Source organism: Aromatoleum sp., assembly GCF_035254505.1.
Lineage (GTDB): Bacteria > Pseudomonadota > Gammaproteobacteria > Burkholderiales > Rhodocyclaceae > Aromatoleum.
The window spans coordinates 1-21,620 of record NZ_DATFAO010000016.1 but is presented as its reverse complement, the minus strand read 5'-3'; the positions used below and the strand labels follow the sequence as shown (position 1 = coordinate 21,620).

Below are 21,620 nucleotides of genomic sequence, written 5' to 3'. Positions count from 1 at the left end.
GAATGCGCATCCTGCATGTCTTCGATCACTCGATCCCGCTGCACAGCGGCTACACCTTCCGCTCGGCGGCGATCCTGCGCGAGCAGCGCGCGCTGGGCTGGGAGACTTTCCACCTGACTTCGCCGAAGCAGGGCAAGGCTTCCGGCGCCGAAGAGGAGTTCGACGGGCTGCATTTCTTCCGCACGCCGGAGGTGAAGACCCGGACGGCGGTCGTTCACGAGGTTGCGCTGATGCAGGCGCTGGAGCGGCGCATCGGCGAGGTCGCCGCGACCGTGAGGCCCGACGTGATCCACGCGCATTCGCCGGTACTCAATGCGTTGCCTGCGCTGCGTGCGGGGCGCAAGCTGCGGATTCCGGTTGTCTATGAGATCCGCGCGTTCTGGGAGGATGCGGCCGTCGATCACGGCACGGCGCGCGAACGCGGCCTGCGTTACCGCGCGACGCGTACGCTGGAAACCTGGGCGCTGCAACGCGTCGACCACGTGTTTACGATCTGCGAGGGACTGCGGGCGGACATTGTTGCGCGCGGGATTCCCCAAGGGCGCGTGACCGTGATTCCGAACGCGGTGGATATCGAATCCTTCCAGCTTTCGGGAGAGCCCGACCGCGCGCTGAAGACAAAGCTCGGACTCGATGGCAAAACGGTGATCGGCTTCGTCGGCTCCTTCTATGCTTACGAGGGGCTGGACCTTCTGCTCGATGCGGTGCCGGCGATCCTCGCGCAGCATCCGGAACTGCGCGTGCTGCTGGTGGGGGGCGGCCCGCAGGAGGAGAACCTGAAGGCGCAGGCGCAGCGGTTGGGCATCGCGGACCGCGTGATCTTCGCCGGACGCGTGCCGCATGGGGAGGTCAGTCGTTACTACGACCTGATCGATCTCCTCGCCTATCCACGGCATTCGATGCGCCTCACCGAGCTGGTGACGCCGCTCAAGCCGCTGGAGGCGATGGCGCAGGGGCGGGTGTTCGTCGCGTCCGACGTCGGGGGGCACAAGGAGCTGGTGCGCGATGGTGAGACCGGGCGTCTCTTCCGCGCCGGCAATGCCGAGGCGCTGACCGAGGCGGTGGTCGGGATGCTCGCGCAGCGCGGTCGCTGGGGCGAGTACCGGCTTGCGGGACGGCAGTTCGTCGAGGCCGAACGCAACTGGCGGCGCAGCGTCGACGCGTATCGCGTGCCATATGGGCGACTGGCGGGGGCCACATGAGCGCACCGGATTACCAACTGCGGCTGCAGGCGGACGGGGACGGTGTGGCGTCAGATACGGCGGTCTTCGGCGTACGCGTGCATCTGATCGTGCTCGCGGTCGGACTTGCGCTGCTGCTGGGCGTGTACCACGAGACGGTGATCTCGCTCGTGAAGATCTGGAACCGCTCGGACACCTTCGCGCACGGCTTCCTCGTTGCGCCGATTTCGTGCTGGTTGATCTGGCGCGAGCGCCGGGAGTTGCGCGATGTGCCGGTCGCGCCGTCGCTGCTCGGCGTGTTTGCCGGGCTGCTGGCGGGCTTCGCGTGGTTGCTCGGCGAGCTCGCGAGCGCCGACAGCGTTTCCCAGTTCGCGCTGGTGGGCATGGTGATCGCGCTCGTGTGGGCGGTGATGGGGACGCGGTTCGCGCGGGCGATCGCCTTCCCGCTCGGCTTCCTCTTCTTCCTCGTGCCCTTCGGCGAATTCCTGTTCCCATCGATGATGGATTGGACCGCGCATTTCGTCGTCGCGGGACTGCGGCTCTTCGGCGTGCCGGTCTTCGCCGAGGGGCGGATGCTGGTTATCCCGTCGGGGCAGTGGTCCATCGTCGAAGGGTGCAGCGGCGTGCGCTATCTGATCGCGTCGGTCGTCGTCGGCAGCCTGTATGCGTACCTGACCTACCGGTCTTTGCGGCGCCGTCTCGTGTTCGTCGCACTGTCGGTCGGCCTGCCCGTCCTCGCGAACTGGATCCGCGCATGGGGGATCGTGATGTTGGGCCATTTCAGCGGCAACCGGATCGCGACCGGGGTCGATCATGTGGTGTACGGCTGGGTGTTCTTTGCTGTGGTAATGGTCACCTTGTTCTGGATCGGCACGAGATGGCGCGAAGACGACAAGCCGATGATCGCACCGCGCGAAACCGGGGGCTTGCCCGAAAGTCCCGCCGGAACGAACCGTCGGACGTTTGCGCTGCCGGTTGTCGCGCTGTTGGCCGTTCTCGCCTGGAAGCCGGCCTTCGGCGTCCTCGACGCGCAGGGGCGGCACGGCGATGTGGAGTTTCCGGCCCTGCAGCCGCACGGAGCTTGGCGGCCGGTGTCCGGCGCCCAGCTCCCGACGTGGTCTCCGCACTATTCCGGCATGCGGGGCGAACTGCGAGCGGCCTGGCAGGCGGGGGATGTGCCGGTGGGCCTGTACGTCGCGTACTACCGCGATCAGGCCCCGGGGGCGGAGTTGGTCAATTCCGAGAACCGGGTGCTGAAGAGCAAGGACCCGCAGTGGTCGATGACGAGCTATGGCGAGCGGGACACGCTGGTCGGCGATCGGCGGGCGCCCTTGGGCAGCATCGAGATGGCGGGGAGCGGCGGGCGGCTGATGGTGTGGTACGGCTACTGGATCGGTGGACGGTGGACGAACAACGACTACGTCGCGAAGCTCTATCTGGTCGCGTCGCGGCTGAGCGGTGCCGGAGACGATTCGGCTGCGGTGATGGTCTACGCGCCCTATCCTGCGGACGAGCACGGCAAGGCCGAAGCGGCGCTGGAAGGCTTCCTGCGCGAGATGGGGCCAGCGGTGGACGATATGCTGGCGACGGCGATGGGGCGTTAGCATGGGAGCGCGCCCGCTGCATGTCGTTGTCTTCTCGACGCTGTTTCCCAGCAGCGCCCAGCCGCACGCCGGGCTCTTCATCCGCGAGCGCATGTTCCGCGTTGCGCGCCACCTGCCCTTGAGCGTTGTCGCACCGGTGCCATGGTTTCCGCTGCAGTCGCTGATACGGCTGTGGCGACCGGGCTTCCGGCCCACGGTGCCGCGGCGCGAGACGCAGGCGGGGATCGAGGTCCTCCACTGTCGCTTCCCGAGTTTCCCTGGCTTCTTCAAGTCGCTCGACGGTGTCCTGCTGGCGCTGGGCAGTCTGCCGACCTTGTGGCGGCTCAAGCGCGCGGGCCGGCTGGACGTGCTCGATGCGCATTTCGGGTACCCGGACGGCCACGCGGCGACCTTGTTGGGGCGCTGGCTGCGCGTGCCGGTGACGATCACGCTGCGCGGCACGGAGGTGCGACATGCGGCGGATCCGGCGCTGGCCCCGCGCCTGCGGCGCGCGCTGTTCGGTGCCGATCGCATCTTCACCGTATCGGCGTCGCTGCGCGAGCTTGCGCTGAAGCTGGGTGTCGCGCCCGACAGGGTGCGGGTCGTTGGCAATGGCGTCGATACGACGCGCTTCTCGCCCGTGCCGAGGGTCGAGGCGCGCGCGGCGCTCGGTTTGCCGTCCGATGCGCCGGTGCTGATTTCCGTGGGCGGACTCACCGAGCGCAAGGGCTTTCATCGGGTGATCGAGCTGTTGCCCGAGTTGCGCCGGCGCTTCCCTGGGCTGATGTATCTGATCGTCGGTGGCGCGAGCGCCGAAGGCGACTGGCGGGCAAGGCTGGAGCGGCAGGTGCGGGATCTGGGACTGACCGACACGGTGCGCTTTCTGGGCGTCATCGAGCCGGACGAGCTGAAGCATCCGCTGTCGGCGGCGGACGTGTTCGTGCTCGCGACGCGCAACGAGGGCTGGGCGAATGTCTTTCTCGAGGCGATGGCCTGCGGCGTGCCGGTCGTGACGACGGATGTCGGCGGCAATCGCGAGGTCGTGTGCCAGGCCGCGTTGGGGGCGGTGGTTCCGTTCGGCGAACCCGAGGCCTTACGCGAAGCCTTGGCGGACGCACTCGGACAACCGTGGGATCGCGAGACGCTCGTCGCGTATGCGCGCGACAACGAATGGTCGCGACGCGTGGCGGAACTCGTCGAGGAGTTCGAGGCATTCGGTGCCGCGGGTCGCATCGCCCGGCAATCGGCGCAAGCGGAGGGAACGGTGCATGGCTGAAGGACTGGACGTCGCGCAGATTCGCGAGCGGCTCGGGCACAAGATGCTGATCGCGTCGAAGTCCGCTTACCAGTGGGCGCGACGCCGCTCACCCGCTCAGGTCGTGTTCATCGCCGGCATGCAGCGCTCGGGCACGAACATGCTGATGGACAGGCTGGAGCGCAGCTACCTGACCGACGTCTATCACGAGCGGGATCCGCGCGCTTTCGACAATTACCGGATGCGCGAACGCGAGGTGATCCGCCGGCTCGTCGCGGAGTCCCGTGCGCCGACTTTCGTCATCAAGGCGCTGTGCGAGCTCGACCGCCTCGGCGAGCTGATGACGGAGTTCGCGCCCGCGAAGACGGTCTGGATCGTGCGCGACTATCGCGACGCGGTACGCTCGGCACTCAACTCCTTCGGCAACTTCACGAAGCAGGTCGCGCGCATCGCGGCCGATCGCCTCGTCGACGATTGGCGGGCGGGCGGCATGTCCGAGGCGACGCACGCTGTCGTGCGCAGCCTGTGGCATCCGGAAATGACTGAAGCGTCGGCGGCGGCGTTGATCTGGTACTTCCGCAACGTGCTGTATTTCGAGCAGGGTTTCGATCTCGACCCGCGGGTGCGGCTGGTGTTCTACGAGCAACTGGTGCAGGAGCCCGAGCGGGAATGTCGGGACATCTTCGATTTTCTCGGCGTGCCGTATTCGCCTGACATCACCCGCGGCGTCTTCGCGAGCTCGATCCGCCACAAGCCGCTGCCCGGGGTTGAACCGGCGGTGGCGGAGGTTTGCGAAGGCCTCGCACGGCGGTTCGAGCAGGTGGGGCCGGTCGCCGGGCTGCGAGCGGGATAAGGGAGGGGGTAATGAGCGATCTCTACACGGCCTTCGTATCGAAGCTGCTGTTTCCCGCGCAGGAGCGCCTGAAGCGCCACGACACCGTGCGCTTGCGCCGCCTGTTGGAGGAAAGCCAGTGGTGGGTCCGTGCGCGTATCGAACGTCTGCAGTTCGAGCGTCTACAGGCCTTGCTCGTGCATGCACAGGCGCACGTGCCTTATTACCGCGAGCTCTTCGGGCGCATCGGTTTCGATCCGCGCAAGATCGAATCCGCCTCGGACCTCGCGCGCCTGCCTTTCCTCGGTAAAGCCGACATCCGTGCGAACCTCGAAGCGCTCAAGTCCGACGACGCGCGTGACCTGGCGCGCTTCAACACGGGAGGGTCGAGTGGCGAGCCGCTGATCTTCTTCATTGGGGCCGAGCGCGTCAGCCATGACGTCGCCGCGAAATGGCGTGCGACGCGCTGGTGGGACGTCGATATCGGCGACCCGGAGATCGTGGTGTGGGGTTCGCCGATCGAGTTGGGGGCGCAGGATCACATCCGCCACTGGCGCGACGGGCTGATGCGCACCGAGCTGCTGCCCGCCTTCGAGATGTCGGAAAGCAAGCTCGACGCCTTCGTCGAACGCATCCGCAAGCGTCGTCCTAAGATGCTCTTCGGCTATCCATCGGCACTGTCGCTGATCGCCCGGCATGCCGTCTCGCGCGGACAGCGGATGGATGACCTCGGTGTGAAGGTGGCGTTCTGCACTTCCGAGCGGCTGTACGACGATCAGCGCTCGACGATCGAGCGCATCTTCGGCTGCCGCGTCGCAAACGGTTACGGCGGGCGGGATGCGGGCTTCATTGCACATCAGTGCCCTTCCGGTGGCATGCACCTGACAGCCGAAGACATCGTCGTCGAGATCGTCGATCCGCAAGGCAAGCCGTTGCCGGTCGGGGAGACGGGCGAAATCGTCGTCACGCATCTCGCGACGCGGGATTTCCCCTTTATCCGCTACCGCACCGGCGACGTCGCGGCGCTCGACCCGGCGCCCTGCGCATGCGGACGCGGCCTGCCGCTCTTGAAGGACATCCAGGGACGGACGACCGATTTCGTCGTCGCCCGCGACGGCACGGTGATGCACGGACTTGCGCTGATCTACGTCGTGCGCGATCTGCCACAGGTCGCGGCTTTTCGCATCGTGCAGGAGAGCCTCGAGCTCACGCGCATCATCGTCGTGCCGGCGGAGGGCTATGGGCCGGAAATCGAGGACCGGATCCGCCAGGGCATGGCGAATCGCCTCGGGCAGGGCGTGCGGATCGAGATCGAGACTACTGCCGAGATCCCCCCTGAGAAATCGGGGAAATATCGATACGTGATGAGCCACGTCGGCGCACGGGAGCAGCCGGAATGCGCGACATAGCGGTTACGCTGGCCGTTTTCGGCTCGCTGCCCTTCATCATCAAGCGCCCGTGGATCGGCATTCTGGTCTGGACCTGGCTGGGCTTCATGAATCCCCACCGCATGGCGTGGGGGTTCAGCACGACGATGCCGTTCGCGATGATCGTCGCGATCACCACGCTGGTCGCGATGCTTGCCTCGAGGGAGGAAAAGCGCATCCCCTGGGAGCGCGAGACCGTCGTGCTGATGATCTTCGTCGCGTGGATGGTGATCACGACCACCTTCGCCGTTTATCCTCAGCTGGCGTGGGTGCAGTTCGAGAAGGTCATCAAGATTCAGTTGATGATCTTCGTCGCGATGATGCTGATCACGACGCCAGAGCGCCTGAAGTTGCTGGTCGCGGTGATGGCGTTGTCCATCGGTTTCTACGGAGTGAAGGGCGGGCTTTTCACGATCCTGCACGGCGGCGTCTATCGTGTGCAAGGGCCGCCGGGTACGTTCATCGGAGGCAACAACGAGATCGGCCTCGCTTTGGCAATGACGGTCCCGCTGCTCTACTTCACCGCGCGCAGTGTCGAGCGCGTGGTGTTTCGCAATGCAGTGTATGCAGTCATGGTGCTGACCGCGATCGCCGCCATCGGCACACAGTCGCGGGGGGCGATGCTCGGCATGGGCGCGATGGGTGTGATGTTCTGGCTCAAGTCGCGGCAGAAGTTCCTGGTCGCCCTGCTCGCGATTGGCGCGGTATTCGTGGTGCTGCAAGTGATGCCGGAGGCTTGGTACGAGCGCATGCACACGATCGAGTCCTACGATCACGACAAGTCGGCGTTGGGGCGGATCAATGCGTGGTGGATGGCGTTCAATCTCGCGCGGGACCGCTTCCTTGGCGGCGGATTCGAGACCTTCCAGCGCGGGATGTTCGCGATCTATGCGCCGGACCCGACGAACTGGCGCGACGTGCATAGCGTGTATTTCGAGGTGCTCGGCGAACAGGGCTTCGTCGGGCTCGGGCTGTACCTGCTGCTTGCGACCTTGACCTGGCGTTCGGCAACCAAGATCGCGCACACGGTACGCAAGCTGCCCGAGCATGCCTGGATGGCTGATCTGGCGAAGATGGTGCAGGTCAGCATCGTCGCCTACCTGACGGCGGGCGCTTTCCTCGGCATGGCTTACTTCGACTACTACTACAACCTCGTGCTGATCGTCGTGGCCGCGAAGGCGATGCTGCGTGCCCAAGGGGTGCTCGAAAACAGCGGGGTGACGAAGATCGCCGAGCTGCGGCCGTCGCGCCCCGCGCCTTCGGCCTTGGCCGAGCCCTCAGGAGCTAGGCCGCGACCGGGCGATCATTCCGCTGTAGCCACAGTTCGAGCTGGATCAGCACCCAGATCATGACGCCGAAATAGCTCGCATGGCCCGACGAATGCTCCTGCCACAGCCTCCGCAAGTAATCCGGCCGCACGATGCCGCGCCTCCCGAGGCTCTCGAGCGCGGAGGTGGCCGGCGAGCGCAGCGGGCCGTCCTGCGCCAGCCACAGACCGAAGGGAAGGCCGAAGCCGTGCTTCGACTTGGTGATCGTCTCTCCGGGCAGGAAGTCGCTCAACGCTTCCTTGAAGAAGACGCGCAGGCGGTTGCCGCTGACCTTCTGATCCACCGAAAGGGTGCCGGAAAAGTCGATGAGGTCCGTGTCGAGGAAGGGAAAGCGCACGTCGACGCCTGCAGCCTCGCACATCCGCGAGACCTTGCGCAGATCGTTGTCGGCCAGCGTGATCTTGTGGTCGAGGTGCATCATGCGATCGACCGGCTCGGCCGATTGAGCGCGGAAGTAGGCTTCGCGCATCATCGCGAGCGGGCGCTCGGTATCGACGGCGGCGAGGAATTCCGGCTCGAAGATGTCGGTGAGCGGGTCGCGATGCAGGAAATTGTAGGATTCGAGACGGTCGGGCAGCGGGACGCTCGCCTGACGGATGTAGCTCCTCGCCTTGCGTACCGGCATGATCGCCGAACCGAAGGGGAAGTTCATCACCAGCGGCTCCAGCACCTGCCGCAGCCCGGGGGTGAGCGACTGGTAGCGTTCGAATACGCCTTGCTTCGCGTAACGGACATTGCCGCCGAAGAACTCGTCTCCGCCGTCGCCGGCGAGCATCGCTCGAATGCCATGCTCACGCGCGATGCGGGCGCAAAAGTAGGTCGGGACTGCGGAGGCGTTGCCGAAGGGCTCGTCGTAGGACGTCGCGATCATCGGCAGCGCCTCGGCGACGTGTTCCGGCGTCACGTAGAACTCGCGCGCATCGGCGCCGAAATGGCGGGCGGTGACACGGGCGTAGTCGAGTTCGTCGAATCCTTCTGCGTCGAAGCCGATCGAGAAGGTGCGGGCCGGCTCCCCGCTGACCTCTCCCAGCAGTCCGGTGACGGTCGAACTGTCCGTGCCGCCCGACAGGAAGGCGCCCACGGGGGCTTCGTCGACCTGTCGCTCGACGGCTTGGCGAAGCAAGCGGCGGAAGGTTTCGCGCTGTGCGTCGGATCTTGCCTGCTTGTCCGGGGCGAAGCGCATGGCCCAGTAGAAGTCACGTCTGGATTGCTGTGCCGTGGCCAGCAGGCGTTGGGCGGGGAGCAGTTTCTCGACGCCGCGGAACGCAGTGCCGGGGCTCGGCACCATGTGGCAGTAAAGGTATTCGTAGAGCGACTGCTGGTCGAGCGAGGCTTTGACCGCGGGATGGGCCGCGACAGCGCGCGCGCTCGTGGAGAAGACCAGCAGCGGGCCGACGCGCGCGAAGCACATGCGTTCGACGCCGCAGCGGTCGATCGCGAGGAGCGTGCTTCCTTCCCGCAGGTCGCAGATCGCGAGGGAGAAGCTTCCCTGCATTTCGTCGAACAGGCGCTCACCGACTTCCGCATAACGTCTCGCCGCAGCGGCGGCGTGGCCGTCAGCCGAGGCGCGTGCCGCTGTCGCAGCACTGATCCATATCGGGCGGCCGAGCACGATTGCGATGATGCCCGTTTCCGCATCGTGGGCCATCGCCGAGGCCTCCCGCCCCGTGGCGGCCCAGCCGGCCTCCCCGAGTCTGAGCGGATTTGCCGGCGCTTCGGCGCCTTCCGCGGAGAACATCCTCTGCAGGATGTCGGGCGGGGTTGGGTCCCCTGTCTGCAGATTTACCCAGCCACACAGGATTCGTCGAGTGTCCATGCGCGTCTCATCTTCCAGTCGAGGAGGCAGCGGTCATGTTAGCTGATGCGAAATCGATGGGATGGTGCAGAGGTCACACTTGCCGCTGCAAACGCGCGGGGAGGGGGCGATGAAAATGCCATGGCGCCGGCAGGGAGCCGGCATTGTCGTCGGCGTGATCCTGCTGCTGGCAGGGGAATTCGCGTTGCATTCGGATGCAATTCTCCATCGTTTCCGCTCGGTATTTGCCGCGGGAAGAGCGATGGACAAGCTACTCTATGTGGAACAGATGCGGCCGTCCTTGCTGATCATGGGGAACAGCCGCGTCGATAACGGCTTTGATCCCGCGACCGTGCTTGCCAACGCGGGGCCGTCGGCGGGGAGGACGGCGTTCAATCTCGGCCTGCCCGGCGCGAATGCCAGCGTTCTGTACGGGATCGCCCGCCGCCTCGACGCCGACAAGCTGCTCGGGCCCGGCGCGATTCGGCAGGTGGTCATCGGCTTGGACGAGGGGCTGATGCAGGGAGACGATTCGCTGGGCTATCTGGTGTTCTTCGGAGACCGGTCACGCATGCTGGAGCAGGGCGACTACCTCAATCTCGCGCGCAGCATGGTGCGCGGCTGGGGCTATGCGACAAACCTGAAGCAGCTGCGCGAGCCGGCGAAACTCGGACAGTTCGTCCAATCGGCGTTCGCACCGGCGGAGCCTCTCGGCGGCGGGGCCGCGCAGAGACTCGGGTACCGACCCGGCTTCAGCGCGACGACGCAGGATGCCGGTCAGGTGATGCGCCAGGAGGCCGGTTCCACCCAGCCGCCGAGCCCGACCGTTGCGGCCGACTTCATCGCCTTGCTCGATCTGCTGCATGAACGGCAGGTCAAGGTCAGCGTGGTGTTTCCGCCGCTCCTCACGCGTCAGCTGCTGTATCTCGACGAGCGACATCCGGCCGCAGCGCCCTACCTGAAGATCCGCGACGCGCTTGCGGCGCGCGGAGTGCCGATGGTGGCGCTCGGGGCGGGGGAGCAGCGTAATCCGGAAGAGTTCATCAACGCCGGTCATCTGAACGACCGCGGCGCACAGCGCTTCAGCGCAGAACTCGGACGGGCCCTTGCCGACGACGGTCTGCGCACGATCCGGGTGAGGGCGGAATGATCTTCAGCAGCGCGACCTTCGCCGTGTTCTTCGCCGCGGTCATGGCGATGTACATGTTCGCGCGTTCGCCGACCCAGCGCGCGACAGTGCTGCTCGTCGCCAGCATCCTCTTCTATGCATCCTGGAAGCCCGCCTACCTGATCCTGCTCGGGCTGTCGGTGACGGCCAACTGGTTCGTGTATCGCGGCATGCTCGCGACGCGATCGCGGGCGCTGATGATCGCTGCCATCACGGCGAACCTGATCGTGCTCGGCTGCTTCAAGTACTTGGCGCTCGTGATCGAGTCCGCGCTGTGGCTCGCCCGTGCGGCGGGGGCGGACGTCGCCGTGCAGCGCCCAGCGTGGGTCGACTGGGTCTTGCCGCTGGGCATCAGCTTCTACACCTTCCACATGCTCAGTGCGACGATCGACGTCTACCGCGGCGATTGCACGCGGCGCATCAGCTTCCGCCACTGGTGCCTGTTCGTGAGCTTCTTCCCGCAGCTGATCGCCGGCCCGATCGTGCGGGTGCACGAACTCGTCGCACAGCTTGAAGCGCTGCAGCCGATCACCTGGCAGAACCTGCGGCTCGGCGCCTTCATCTTCGCGGGGGGCCTGATCAAGAAAGCTTTGCTCGCGGACAACCTCGCGCCGCTGGTCGATGCGCTCTACACGCACCCCGAACAGCTCGATTTCGTACACGCCTGGCTCGCGACGCTGGGCTTCGGCATGGAGATCTACTTCGATTTCTCCGGCTACAGCGAGATGGCGCTCGGGCTCGCGTGCATGTTCGGCGTCACGCTGCCGCTCAACTTCCGCTTCCCTTATTTGGCGCGTAGCGCGACCGAATTCTGGCATCGCTGGCATATGTCGCTGTCGCGCTGGCTGCGCGACTATCTCTACATCTCGATGGGCGGCAACCGCGGCGGGCGCTTCAATGCCTATCGCAACCTGCTCGTGACGATGCTGCTCGGCGGCCTGTGGCACGGTGCGAACTGGACCTTCGTGTTCTGGGGATTGCTGCACGGCTGCCTGCTGATAGCGCACCGGCTGCTCAATTCCGGGCTCCGCGCGGCGGGCGTCGCGGAAGGAGCCTTGGCGGATCGTGCGCTGTCCTGGCTGGGCTGGCCCGCGACTTTCGTCGCCGTGCATTTCACCTGGGTGTTCTTCCGGGCGCCGAATTTCGGCGACGCATGGGCAATCTGCGGCGCGATGCTGGGGCTTGCCGATCCCATCTCGGTGGTGCCGATGCGCGCATACGAGATCGCCGGGGTGCTCGCCACGGTCGGCCTGGCACTGGTCGAGCCGCGCATCGTCGCCTTCTTCCAACGCAATGGCGTCGATTGGTGGTGGCGCGTGCCCTTCCCGCTACGGGGCGCGAGCTACGCGATGCTGGTCGTCGCGGTCGTGATCTTCGGCGGCCCGACGCAGAAGTTCATCTATTTCGACTTCTGATCCATTTTCATGATCCATATCCTTCTCCTCCTGATCCTCGCATGGTTCGCCGCCTCGGTGGGCCTGCTGGTATTGCTGAACTGGCGGACACTGCTTGCGGCATGGCGGGAGCCCGTGCTCGCCTGCCCGGTGCTGATCGTCGAAAGCGACGACTGGGGGCCGGGGCCGAGCGAAGATGCGGCGGCCTTGCAGGAGCTGGCCCGCGTGCTGGAGTCGCTGCGCGACGATGGCGGGCGTTCGGCGGTGATGACGCTCGGTGTCGTTTCGGCTGTTCCGGACGGGCAGGCGATCCTCGACGGCGGATGTACGCGCTACGTCAGGCGCACGCTCGCGGACCCGGCCTTCACGCCGGTGCGGGAAGCGATGCAGGCGGGACGCGAGCGCGCCGTCTTCGCGCCGCAATGGCACGGACTGGAGCATTTCTGGCCGGATTCGCTGCTGGCTTGTCTCGATGAGCGCGCGGACCCCGCGCAGCGACAGGCCCTGCGCGACTGGCTGCGCGCCGACTGCCCACGCAGCGAGGACCTGCCCGCGGCCTTGCAGAGCCGCTGGGTGGATGCCGCCCGCTTGCCGAGTTCTCCAGTCCTGGCATCGGCCGTGGCACTGGCCGTGCGGGAGGAAGCGGCCGTGTTGCGATACGTGTTCGGTGCGGTGCCCGAGGTGGCGGTGCCCAATACCTTCGTCTGGGACGACGTGGTGGAGCGCGCCTGGGCGACATGCGGGGTTTCCTGCGTCGTCACCCCCGGCTGCCGATACGAGGGCCGGGATGCCATGGGAGGACTCGCGTCGCCCACGCGGCGCATCCGGAATGGCGATCGCGGGCAGGGCGACGTCTGCTATGCCGTGCGCGATGTCTATTTCGAACCTCTGCGTGGCCACCGGGCGGAGGACGTCTGGCGAGCTCTGGAAGAAAGGACTGCCCAAGGCCGCGCGACGCTGCTCGAGACGCATCGGTCGAATTTCGTCGGGCCGCTGGAGGTCCGGGACGCGGTGATCGCCGAACTCGAGCGTGCACTGCGCGGATCGCTGACCGCTCACCACGACCTGCGCTTCATGGCGACCGCAGAACTCGCGCAGATATTGCGGGACGCCGAGTCGCCCTTCCGCGAGCGGGACTTGCGGCTGCGGGTGGTGGCGTGGCTGCGACGAATTGCCGCTGAGGCCGGTCCCGCTCGCATACTGAAAATCACCGGACTTGGATCCGTCATACGCAGGGCCGGAAATTTCCTCGGCGGCGTGAATTTCCGACGCTCGCACTATCAGGCCGATTGCTAGACTGCCCCAAGCCCAGACCGAGTGTATTGGACGATGAACCGACGCTACCTCGTGATCACCGAACTGTTCCTGCCGACCAAGGGCGGCACCGCCGTATGGTTCGACGAGGTCTATCGGCGTCTCGGGGGCAAGGACATTCACATCGTCACCGCCGCCGTGCCCGGCGCCGCCGAGCACGACGCGGCTCATCCGAACAGCGTGCATCGGCTCGACCTGCGGCGCGTGCGATGGCTGCGGCCGGAGTCGCTCGCGATGTACGGGAAGCTCTTCGTGCGGTCGCTGGCGCTTGCGTTGCGTCACCGCTTCGATGCCGTCCACGCCGGCCGCTCGCTGCCCGAAGGGCTGGTCGCGTGGCTCGTCGGGCGCCTGAGCTGGCTCCCCGTGACGATCTACGCGCACGGCGAGGAGCTGACCGGCTGGGGGCGAGGCAACAAATACCGTGCGATGTGTTTTGCATTGCGTCACGCCGACCAGGTCATCGCCAACAGCGACTTCACGCGCCAGGCGCTTGTCGACATGGGGGTGCGACCGGAGCGCATCGCGATCGTCCATCCCGGTGTCGACACCGCGCGGTTCCAGTCCGGGCTGCCGTCGGACGACCTTCGCGACGGCCTCGGACTCGCCCCCGATGCCCGGCTCCTGCTGTCGGTCGGCCGCCTGCAGCGCCGCAAGGGCTTCGACAGCGTGATCCGTTGTCTGCCGGAACTCGTCGCATCGGGGCTCGACGTGCACTACGCGATCATCGGCATCGGCGAGGACTCCGCCTATCTCGACGAGCTCGCGCGCGAACTCGGGGTGACGGAGCGCGTGCATCGCCTCGGCCACGTGCCGATGGACGACCTGCCGCGCTGGTACAACGCGTGCGAGCTCTTCGTGCTCGCCAATCGCGAAATCGGCGGCGACACCGAAGGTTTCGGCATCGTCTTCATCGAGGCGGCCGCGTGCGGCAAGGCAGTGATCGCGGGGCGCGCCGGGGGAACCGGTTCGGCGGTGATCGACGGCGTCACGGGGCTGCGCGTCGACGGTGAATCGCAACCGGCCTTGCTTGCAGCGATCCTGGAGATCCTGCGGGATGACGTCCGCCGCGCCGCGCTCGGGGGCGCGGGGCTCACCCGCGCGCGCGAAACCCTGAGCTGGGACGCGGTGGCGACCCGGACGGCGGCGCTGGCCGAAGACAACAATTCGCGCCGAGCAGAGGGAAAACTGAGTGAGAACTGAGGAGCACAACATGAAACGCTTGTCGATCGCGGGACTGTTGACCTGTCTGCTCCTGGCCGCGACGTCCGTAGCGACCGCGGGCGAGGCCTTCAAGCCGACCTCGGCCGAAATGCGGCTGCTGCCGCCATTCTGCGGCCAGCGAATCGGAGGAAGCGCCAGCGGTGTCGGGATTCCGGCTGCGGAACAGATGGGCCGGGCCAATTGGCTGCATATCCATCATTACTGCTTTGCCGTCAATTTCGTGAACCGCGCGCGCAGCGCTCGCGACGCAAAAGAGCGCACCTCGATACTCGGCGCGGCAAAGGGAAATTACACCTACGTCATCGATCACACGGAGCCGCGCTTCGCGATGCGTCCGCAGATCTATGTCGAGCTCGGCAAGGTTGAACTCCAGCTCAAGGATGTCGGGCAGGCGGAGCATTGGTTCAGTGAGGCGGTCACCTTCAATCCCGCCTACGAACCCGCCTATCAGGCCCTGATCGATCTGTACCAGCAGGGCAAGCGCAATGGCGATGCACTGAAGGTCGCGACCGACGGGCTGAAACACGTGCCGGCTTCGGAGCCTTTGCAAAAGGCCTATCTGGCGCTCGGTGGAAAGAAGCCGTTCCCGGAGCCGGTTGCAAAGCCTGAGCCCGACGCGCCCGCATCGACGGCGGACGCCGGGCAGGGCGCCGAGGGTGGCGCAGCCCCGTCGGGTGGTGCAGCGGCGGCGGCCGGCGCGCCTGTGACGACGCCTCCGCCTCCGGAAACCGGTTGCCGATTCTGCCCGCCGGAAGACGTCCAGCGGCGCTGGCGCGGCGGTTTCAAGAGTGGAAAGGAATAGTCAGGGGAGCGGCGCGATGCTTGGCGCGTCCGGCGGCAAGGGGCAAGGTCTTGTGCGCGAAACTGGGTCGCGCGCCGGCGCCGCAGTGCTGCTGGCTTTGGCATTCGTCTGTCGCCTTTCCATTGCGGCCGGACCGGACTGGCGCGAAGAGCGCTGGGTCGTCGAGGACTTCACGAAGGCGCTGGGCGGCGGCCCCGAGGGAGGCCCGGTCGCGCAGGCGGGGGGCGAGGTGCACGCCTTGTGCGGCGACCAGGAGGGGCGTCTGTTTCTCGCGAGCGGCCAATTCATCGATATCGTCACGCCGGATGGCCGTCGCACCCACCTCGCTGGGAGCGGGGAGCCGGGCTATCGCGACGGCCCGGCATACCAGGCGCAGTTTCGCCTCGGATTCAACGCCTACTACGGCGCCCACAACATCGCATGCGGCCCGAACGGCGTGTTCGTCGCGGATGGCGGCAACCGGGCGGTGCGGCGCATCCACAAGCGGGACGGCGTGTGGCAGGTCGATACCTGGGCGGGGGGAGGCGTGCGCCGCGACGGCACCGGCGATTCGGTGGGTTCGAAGGATGTGCGCTTCAACGGGACGATTTCGGTCGCTGTGACGCCGAACGGAGAGGTGACGGTCGCGGATGACGGCGGCTATTTCCGCGTCAGTGCAGACGGCAAGTCGGTCCGCTACCTCGGCCCGTGGCCGAAATCCATGGCGCGTAGCCCGGACCGTCCGCCGAAGCTGAATGTCATGATGGGCGATGCCGATTCGCGCGGCAACGTCTATTTCGTGTCGCGGACCCCGGATTTCGTCGTCCGTATCGATCCGGACGGAACCGCGACCCATCTGGCGGGGCGTTTTGTCGAGATCGCGACCCGGCTCTCGATCGGCGACGGGCCGCCGCGCGAGGCGTTCTTCGACACCCCGACGAGCATTGCGGTGCAGCCCGACGGTTCGGCGGCCTACGTCTGCGGCGGCGACGAATACGATATCCGCCGCGTGCCGGCCGATGGTACGGGCACGACGGCGACCTTGATGAACAACGGGCGTTGGGGCATCGCCTCGATCCATCCGAATCGCAGCCGGGGGGCCGCGGTCGTCAAACCGAACGCGAAGGGGCAACTGCGGCCCGACGGTGACATGACCGACCTGATGGTGAGTCATCTGCTCGGGCGCGATGCGCAGGGAAACCTCTACGGGGCGATCAATGTGTGGACCGGCATGACGCAGTATGTCGAAGGCCAGGGTTTGCTCGGAACGCGGCTCTTCCGGCTGCGTCGCGAGTCTCCGCGGGGGCACCCATGACCATCGCGGCCCGTTGCACCCTTCTTGCGGCCTGCTGTTTCGCGCCGCTCGCGCTGGCCGCCCCTCCGGATGCGCTCGTCCTGCCCGCTCCCGACGCGCGCGCCGCGCTGAACCCGGAGCTCGCCGGCGATGGGCAAGGGCACTTCCTGCTGGTGTGGCAGCAGGGGCGCGATTACTTCGAACAGCAGGAATCCGACGTATTCGCGCTGCGCCTCGACTCGACGGGCCATGCAATCGGCGAACCGATCCCGATATGCGTCGAAAAGGGGAGCCAGGACAGGCCGAAGGTCGTGTTCGCCGACGGCGTGTTCGTCGTCGTCTGGCACGACTTCCGGAACGGGCGTGACTGGGACGTCTACGCGTCGCGGGTCGACGTCGATGGCAAGGTGCGTGATCCCGGGGGGATTCTGATCGCAGGCGGCGAGGGGAACCAGGCGAGCCCCGCGGTCGCAGCCATCGCCGACGGGGCGGTACTCGTCTGGCAGCATTACGCCGACCATCGCTACGAAATCCGAAGCTCCCTGCTCAGTGCGTCCGGCAAACCTTCCAGTCCGCGTCCGCTCGCTTTTCGCGGCGAGACCTTGGTCGGCGGTGATCCCTCCCTCGCGAGCCTGGGCACCACGGTCTTCCTGTCGTGGAAGGACGAAAGCAAATGGGCCGCCGGCAGCGTCGAAGGGATCATCACGCGCTATTTCGCACGCGTCCGCGTGACCGGAAGCAAGTTCGACGTGCTCGACGTCGAGCGCTCCCCGACGCCCGCCGTTGGGCGGGACGACGGCCGTTTCGCGGCCGGTGCGACCGCTGCCGTGCTCTACGCCTCGTGGGGTGATATCGGCCGCGGACGAATGGTGCCCCTCGGCGCGATGTTCAGTGCCCGCTCGGCCGTCGCGGAGGCGAATCCCAATCAGGAGGCCGAGCACCGGACTTCCGCCTGGGACCCGAGACAGGCCATCGCCCTGTTTTCCGCGCGTTGGCAGGTCGATGGGCCCGTGGCGGGCGCATTCGGCGACAACGTCCTCCTCGTTGCCGCACCGGAGGCGCCGAGCGGCAGACCCCCTTCCGTGAGCCGCATCGTCGGCGCCCGCCTGTCGTCGACTGGCATGCGACTCGACGAGCCGGGAAAGCTGCTGGTGCTCCACGACACGGACAAAGCCGTATCGAACCCCGCGCTTGCCGCCGGACCCGATGGCTTCGTGCTCGTCTTCGAGCAGGACGACGGACCGGGAAGGCAACGGCTGCTTGCCAAGAACGTGAGGTTGCGATGATCGCCGTATTGCGGACGACGTTCGGACTCGTGCTGCTATGCTTCCTGATGCCCGCGTCGGCGTTGGAGATTCCGCCGAGGTTCGCAGGCAGCGCCTACGAGTGGCGCGACGGCCAGTTTTCCGTGCCCTTGACGATCAAGGACAACTCCGGCGTCGAGCGGAGAAGTTGGCCCGTCACCACTGGTGTGCCCTTGCCCTACGGCGTGCTGCAGGACCCCGCCGACCTGCGCCTCGTCGATGAAAACGGCCGGGAAATCCCCTTGCAGACCGAGGTGCTCGCCCGCTACTGGGCACGCGACAACTCGATCCGCTGGGTACTGCTCGATTTTCAGGTGAACGTGCAGCCCGGAGGCAAGACCGTCGTCTTTCTGCAGAACAAGAAGCCGGCTCAGGCAATCGCGGAGCCCGTGCGCATCGACGAAGAGGGTGACGCGATCGTCGTGAAGACGGGCACGCTGACGGCGCGCGTGTCGAAGAAGGACGGGGCGGTGTTCAAATCCGTCAGCATCGACACGCGGGAAATCCTGCGCGGTCAGGCTGAGGACGGCCCATGGCTGCGTTCGGGGGCCGTCGACCGGATGGAGCACGATACCGGGTCCAGCTGGAACACGCACGGCTGGAACAAGACGCAGAATGTCGAGAAGGTCGACATCGCCGAGTCGGTGTACCGGGGCGCTCCGGTCGAAGTCAGCGTCGAGACGCGAGGGCCGCTGCGCAGCGTGGTGGTGATCCGCGGGCGTCACATGCCGGGCAAGTCCGGCCGCGGCATCCTGCGCGAGGGCATGTACAACTACACGACGCGGCTGCACTTCTACCGCGGCCAGGGCTTCGTAAAGGTCGAGCATGCGATCGAAAACTCGGACCGGACTCCACCGCTCTACAACCATCTTTTCCGTGAAGCGGGACTCTCCCATTCGCTGCGCCTCGCAAACGACGCGGTCGTGACCGGCGGCGGGCTGCAGGCAAACGGCGGGCTGCCTGCCATCGGGAATGTCCGGGTCGGCGCCGGCCAGCAGGCCTGGCTCTACCAGGGCGAAGCGCATTCCGAATCGAAGTACGGCGGGCAAGTGGTCAGCGAGGGCGGCTACCAGTTGGGCGCGGGCCGCGACGGAGCGGTCGACAAGCCGGTCGCCGCGGGCAAGCGCGGGCGCTTCCTCGACGTCTCGGATGCCGGCGGCGGCGTCGCGGTGATGATGCGCTATCTGTGGGAGCACGCGCCGCGTGCGATCGGCGCCTCGTCCGACCGCTTGCAGGTCGTGCTGCAGGCCGACAGTCCGGGGCACGCGGAGCCGAGGGATGGCACCCGCCCCGAATACGATCTCGATTTCGGCCGTCGGCAAGTCCACGACGCACTCTATTACTTCCATCGCGGCGACGCGCAGAGCGCACGCGTCGCCGACGTCGCCGAGGCCTTCGAATACCCGCTCTTCGCTCTGGCTCCGCCCGCCTGGTATTCGGATTCCGAGGCCTGGTACTTCGAGATCGCCCGTTCGCCGGCCGATGGACGCCGCAGCAAGGTGGGAGGAGATGGGCATTGGATACCCAACGGGGCTGGCATCAAGCGTCACGGCGAGAATGGCAGCTACAACTCGGGCGGCCATCACGACAGCCTGAGCTCTGGCTGGCTCGATTTTCTCAGCACCGGCCAATTGGCCGATCTGGAGAAGAACCTCGCCATCAGCCGCTGGACGATCTCGCAGAATCCTGGCTGGGTCTATCGAGACAACCACATCCGCTTCGGCGACGGGGCGCAGCGCCTGGTGGCCGTGGACCGCGCGCTCGCCGACTGGAACGTGCTGGCTGGCTTCGGTCCAAAGGACTTCTACACGTGGCAAAGCGATCGGATGAAGGACGTGCCGACGCCACGCGGACCGGAGAAAAGGCCGGTCGGGGGATGGAGCTACCTGAACGGGTACAAGATCCTGCCGGATATGGAGCACTACGCGATGTTCCGGCTCTTCGAGTACTACTATCTCTTCGGCGACCGGCGCGCACTCGATGCGATCTACGGCTTCGTAAACTGGGACATCAACTTCCAGCACGTGAACCTCTTCAACGGCAAGATGCAGCCATTGACGAGGACCGATTACTTCGAGAAGGACCCGGACGCCCTCTGGCGCGGACATTACGCCCGTGTCTATTCTTGGATGCTGTACACCAATCTCGCCGGCTTCCAGGCCACCGGGAGCCCCGTGTTCGACGAGTTCGCCCGCTGGCAGGTGCGCCGCATGCTGGGTGTGCTGCGCAGCCGGCACGGGCAGCTGACCAGTCCTGCGCGCGAGGAACAACTGGCCGGCAAGTTCCTCGAACTCTTCAAGGCCAGCCCGGTCGCCGTCTCGAAGGCGCAAACCTGGATGGAGGCGCAGAGCGTGCTGGCGCTCCACGAAGCCTACAGGACATACGGTGACGAGCGCATCCTCGACGGCCTGTGGGGCCAGGCCGACTACTTCGCGCACCACGTGCTGTTCTATCCCAAGCTCGGGATGCTCAACAACTGGACGACGATGCCCTCGCAATATATCGGCGAGGAGGAAAAATCGGTGATGCCGCAGCGTCATGACCACATGTTGCAGCCCTTCCCCTACCTGTACCACTACACCGGCTGGCCCGAGATCCGCCAGCGCTACGAGTCGCTCGTCAATTCGCCGCGCGACAGCTGGGTTGCTCCGCCCTTCACGCAAGTGATCGCGTGGGAACGCGAGAACGTCGCCAAGCGCTCGACGACGCCACCGGACGCGATCACGGATCTGCGCGTGGTCCGTGTCGCGCGCACCGGCGTCACACTGAGCTGGACTGCGCCGAAGGATGACGGCCCGAGCGGGCGCGCGGAGCGCTACTTCGTCAAGTACAGCGAAAAGCCCATCGTCGAGTTCGCGCCGACCGACAACCCGCAGCGGGCTGCCGAGAAGCAGCGCGTCGTCACCGAGGTCGAAACTGCCATCCTGTCGCGCCAAAAGAACGGCAAGATCGACCTGCGGATCATGCCGGGCGACTTCACGAACGAGCGCTCCGGCCCGCCGCAGGTCAGCCCCGACTGGGACAAGGTCAACGCCTTCTGGATGGCCGAGCACGTCGCCGGCGAGCCGACGCCCGGGGCGCCAGGCACGACCGAAACCTTCACGATGCACGAGCTGCTGCCACACGAGGCCTTCGGAGCGCCGGTCCAGCCGACGGTGGAAAACCTGAAGCCCGGCACCTACTACGTCGCGATCTGCTCCTGGGACGCCGACCGCAATCTGAGCCGTCTGTCGAACGTCGTGCGCTTCGAGTGGAAGTGAAAGGAGGGGGCGATGCTGTTCAACTCCTACCCTTTCCTGCTCGCCTTCCTGCCGATCACGCTGCTCGGCTTCTTCGTCCTTGGCCGCCTGGGAAAAGGCGTCGGCGCGGGCTGGCTCGCCGCCTGTTCGCTCTTCTTCTACGCGTGGTGGGACTACCGCTACCTGGCGCTGCTGCTCGGATCGATCGTGGGCAACTACCTCGCCGGCGGATACATCGCGCGGCACGCGGGCGCGGTCGAAGGGCGGCGCGCGCTGACGCTCGCGGTGGCCACCAACCTGCTGCTGCTCGCCTACTACAAGTACGCCGATTTCTTCGTCGCCAGCCTCAACGCGGTGACCGGCGGCGGCATCCCCTTGCTCGGCGTGATCCTGCCGATCGGAATCTCGTTCTTCACCTTCACGCAGATCGCGTTCCTCGCGGACGCGTATGCCGGCAAGGTCACCGAGTACCGCTTCGTCTATTACCTGCTCTTCGTCACCTAC

General features: G+C 66.4%; 15 protein-coding genes and 1 pseudogene. 15 read left to right on the top strand and 1 reads right to left on the bottom strand.

What is annotated here, in order from left to right:
- Positions 1-2 precede the first annotated feature (2 nt).
- The 6 genes from VJ673_RS02285 to VJ673_RS02260 are packed head-to-tail and all read left to right on the top strand — an operon-like array spanning position 3 to position 7,630.
- The gene (locus VJ673_RS02285) at positions 3-1,202 is read left to right on the top strand and encodes a TIGR04063 family PEP-CTERM/XrtA system glycosyltransferase (RefSeq protein ID WP_324124399.1); all 1,200 of its coding nucleotides are present in this window, start codon (positions 3-5) and stop codon (positions 1,200-1,202) included.
- Positions 1,199-2,785, top strand: a complete 1,587-nt coding sequence (gene xrtA, locus VJ673_RS02280; RefSeq protein WP_324124398.1) for an exosortase A — start codon at positions 1,199-1,201, stop codon at positions 2,783-2,785. Before VJ673_RS02285 ends, xrtA begins: the two co-directional genes overlap by 4 nt.
- A gap of 1 nt (position 2,786) precedes the next feature.
- On the top strand, positions 2,787-4,040 hold the full coding sequence (locus tag VJ673_RS02275) for a glycosyltransferase (RefSeq protein ID WP_324124397.1): 1,254 nt from the start codon (positions 2,787-2,789) through the stop codon (positions 4,038-4,040).
- Complete coding sequence (locus VJ673_RS02270; RefSeq protein ID WP_324124396.1) at positions 4,033-4,872, top strand: sulfotransferase family protein; 840 nt, start codon at positions 4,033-4,035, stop codon at positions 4,870-4,872. The genes VJ673_RS02275 and VJ673_RS02270 overlap by 8 nt, the downstream gene beginning before the upstream one ends.
- Positions 4,873-4,883: 11 nt before the next feature.
- Positions 4,884-6,260 carry a phenylacetate--CoA ligase family protein gene (locus tag VJ673_RS02265; protein WP_324124395.1) on the top strand — a complete coding sequence of 459 codons (1,377 nt, stop codon included), beginning with the start codon at positions 4,884-4,886 and terminating at the stop codon, positions 6,258-6,260.
- Positions 6,248-7,630 (top strand): putative O-glycosylation ligase, exosortase A system-associated, encoded by a 1,383-nt coding sequence (locus VJ673_RS02260; protein ID WP_324124394.1) that lies wholly within the window; start codon positions 6,248-6,250, stop codon positions 7,628-7,630. Before VJ673_RS02265 ends, VJ673_RS02260 begins: the two co-directional genes overlap by 13 nt.
- Here VJ673_RS02260 and VJ673_RS02255 read toward each other — a convergent pair.
- Entirely contained in the window at positions 7,563-9,422 is a 1,860-nt protein-coding gene (locus VJ673_RS02255) for an asparagine synthetase B family protein (RefSeq protein WP_324124393.1), read from the bottom strand. The genes VJ673_RS02260 and VJ673_RS02255 overlap by 68 nt on opposite strands.
- Positions 9,423-9,576: 154 nt before the next feature.
- Here VJ673_RS02255 and VJ673_RS02250 point away from each other — a divergent pair, with 154 nt between their 5' ends.
- From VJ673_RS02250 to VJ673_RS02210, 9 genes and pseudogenes are all read left to right on the top strand, one after another.
- Complete coding sequence (locus VJ673_RS02250) at positions 9,577-10,551, top strand: hypothetical protein (RefSeq protein ID WP_324124392.1); 975 nt, start codon at positions 9,577-9,579, stop codon at positions 10,549-10,551.
- Positions 10,548-11,984 carry an MBOAT family O-acyltransferase gene (locus VJ673_RS02245; protein WP_324124391.1) on the top strand — a complete coding sequence of 479 codons (1,437 nt, stop codon included), beginning with the start codon at positions 10,548-10,550 and terminating at the stop codon, positions 11,982-11,984. Before VJ673_RS02250 ends, VJ673_RS02245 begins: the two co-directional genes overlap by 4 nt.
- Before the next feature lie 9 nt (positions 11,985-11,993).
- The gene (locus VJ673_RS02240; protein ID WP_324124390.1) at positions 11,994-13,259 is read left to right on the top strand and encodes a hypothetical protein; all 1,266 of its coding nucleotides are present in this window, start codon (positions 11,994-11,996) and stop codon (positions 13,257-13,259) included.
- A gap of 33 nt (positions 13,260-13,292) precedes the next feature.
- A complete protein-coding gene (locus VJ673_RS02235; protein WP_324124389.1) occupies positions 13,293-14,477 on the top strand; it encodes a glycosyltransferase family 4 protein in 1,185 nt (394 codons plus the stop codon).
- 19 nt (positions 14,478-14,496) lie between these two features.
- Entirely contained in the window at positions 14,497-15,300 is an 804-nt protein-coding gene (locus tag VJ673_RS02230) for a tetratricopeptide repeat protein (protein WP_324124388.1), read from the top strand.
- Between the two features lie 16 nt (positions 15,301-15,316).
- Complete coding sequence (locus tag VJ673_RS02225) at positions 15,317-16,594, top strand: NHL repeat-containing protein (protein WP_324124387.1); 1,278 nt, start codon at positions 15,317-15,319, stop codon at positions 16,592-16,594.
- Positions 16,591-17,859, top strand: coding sequence for a hypothetical protein (locus tag VJ673_RS02220; protein ID WP_324124386.1), 1,269 nt, complete (start codon positions 16,591-16,593; stop codon positions 17,857-17,859). The genes VJ673_RS02225 and VJ673_RS02220 overlap by 4 nt, the downstream gene beginning before the upstream one ends.
- The gene (locus tag VJ673_RS02215; RefSeq protein ID WP_324124385.1) at positions 17,856-21,137 is read left to right on the top strand and encodes an exo-rhamnogalacturonan lyase family protein; all 3,282 of its coding nucleotides are present in this window, start codon (positions 17,856-17,858) and stop codon (positions 21,135-21,137) included. Before VJ673_RS02220 ends, VJ673_RS02215 begins: the two co-directional genes overlap by 4 nt.
- 12 nt (positions 21,138-21,149) lie before the next feature.
- Positions 21,150-21,620 (top strand): annotated as a pseudogene (locus tag VJ673_RS02210) (MBOAT family protein); the annotation flags it as partial.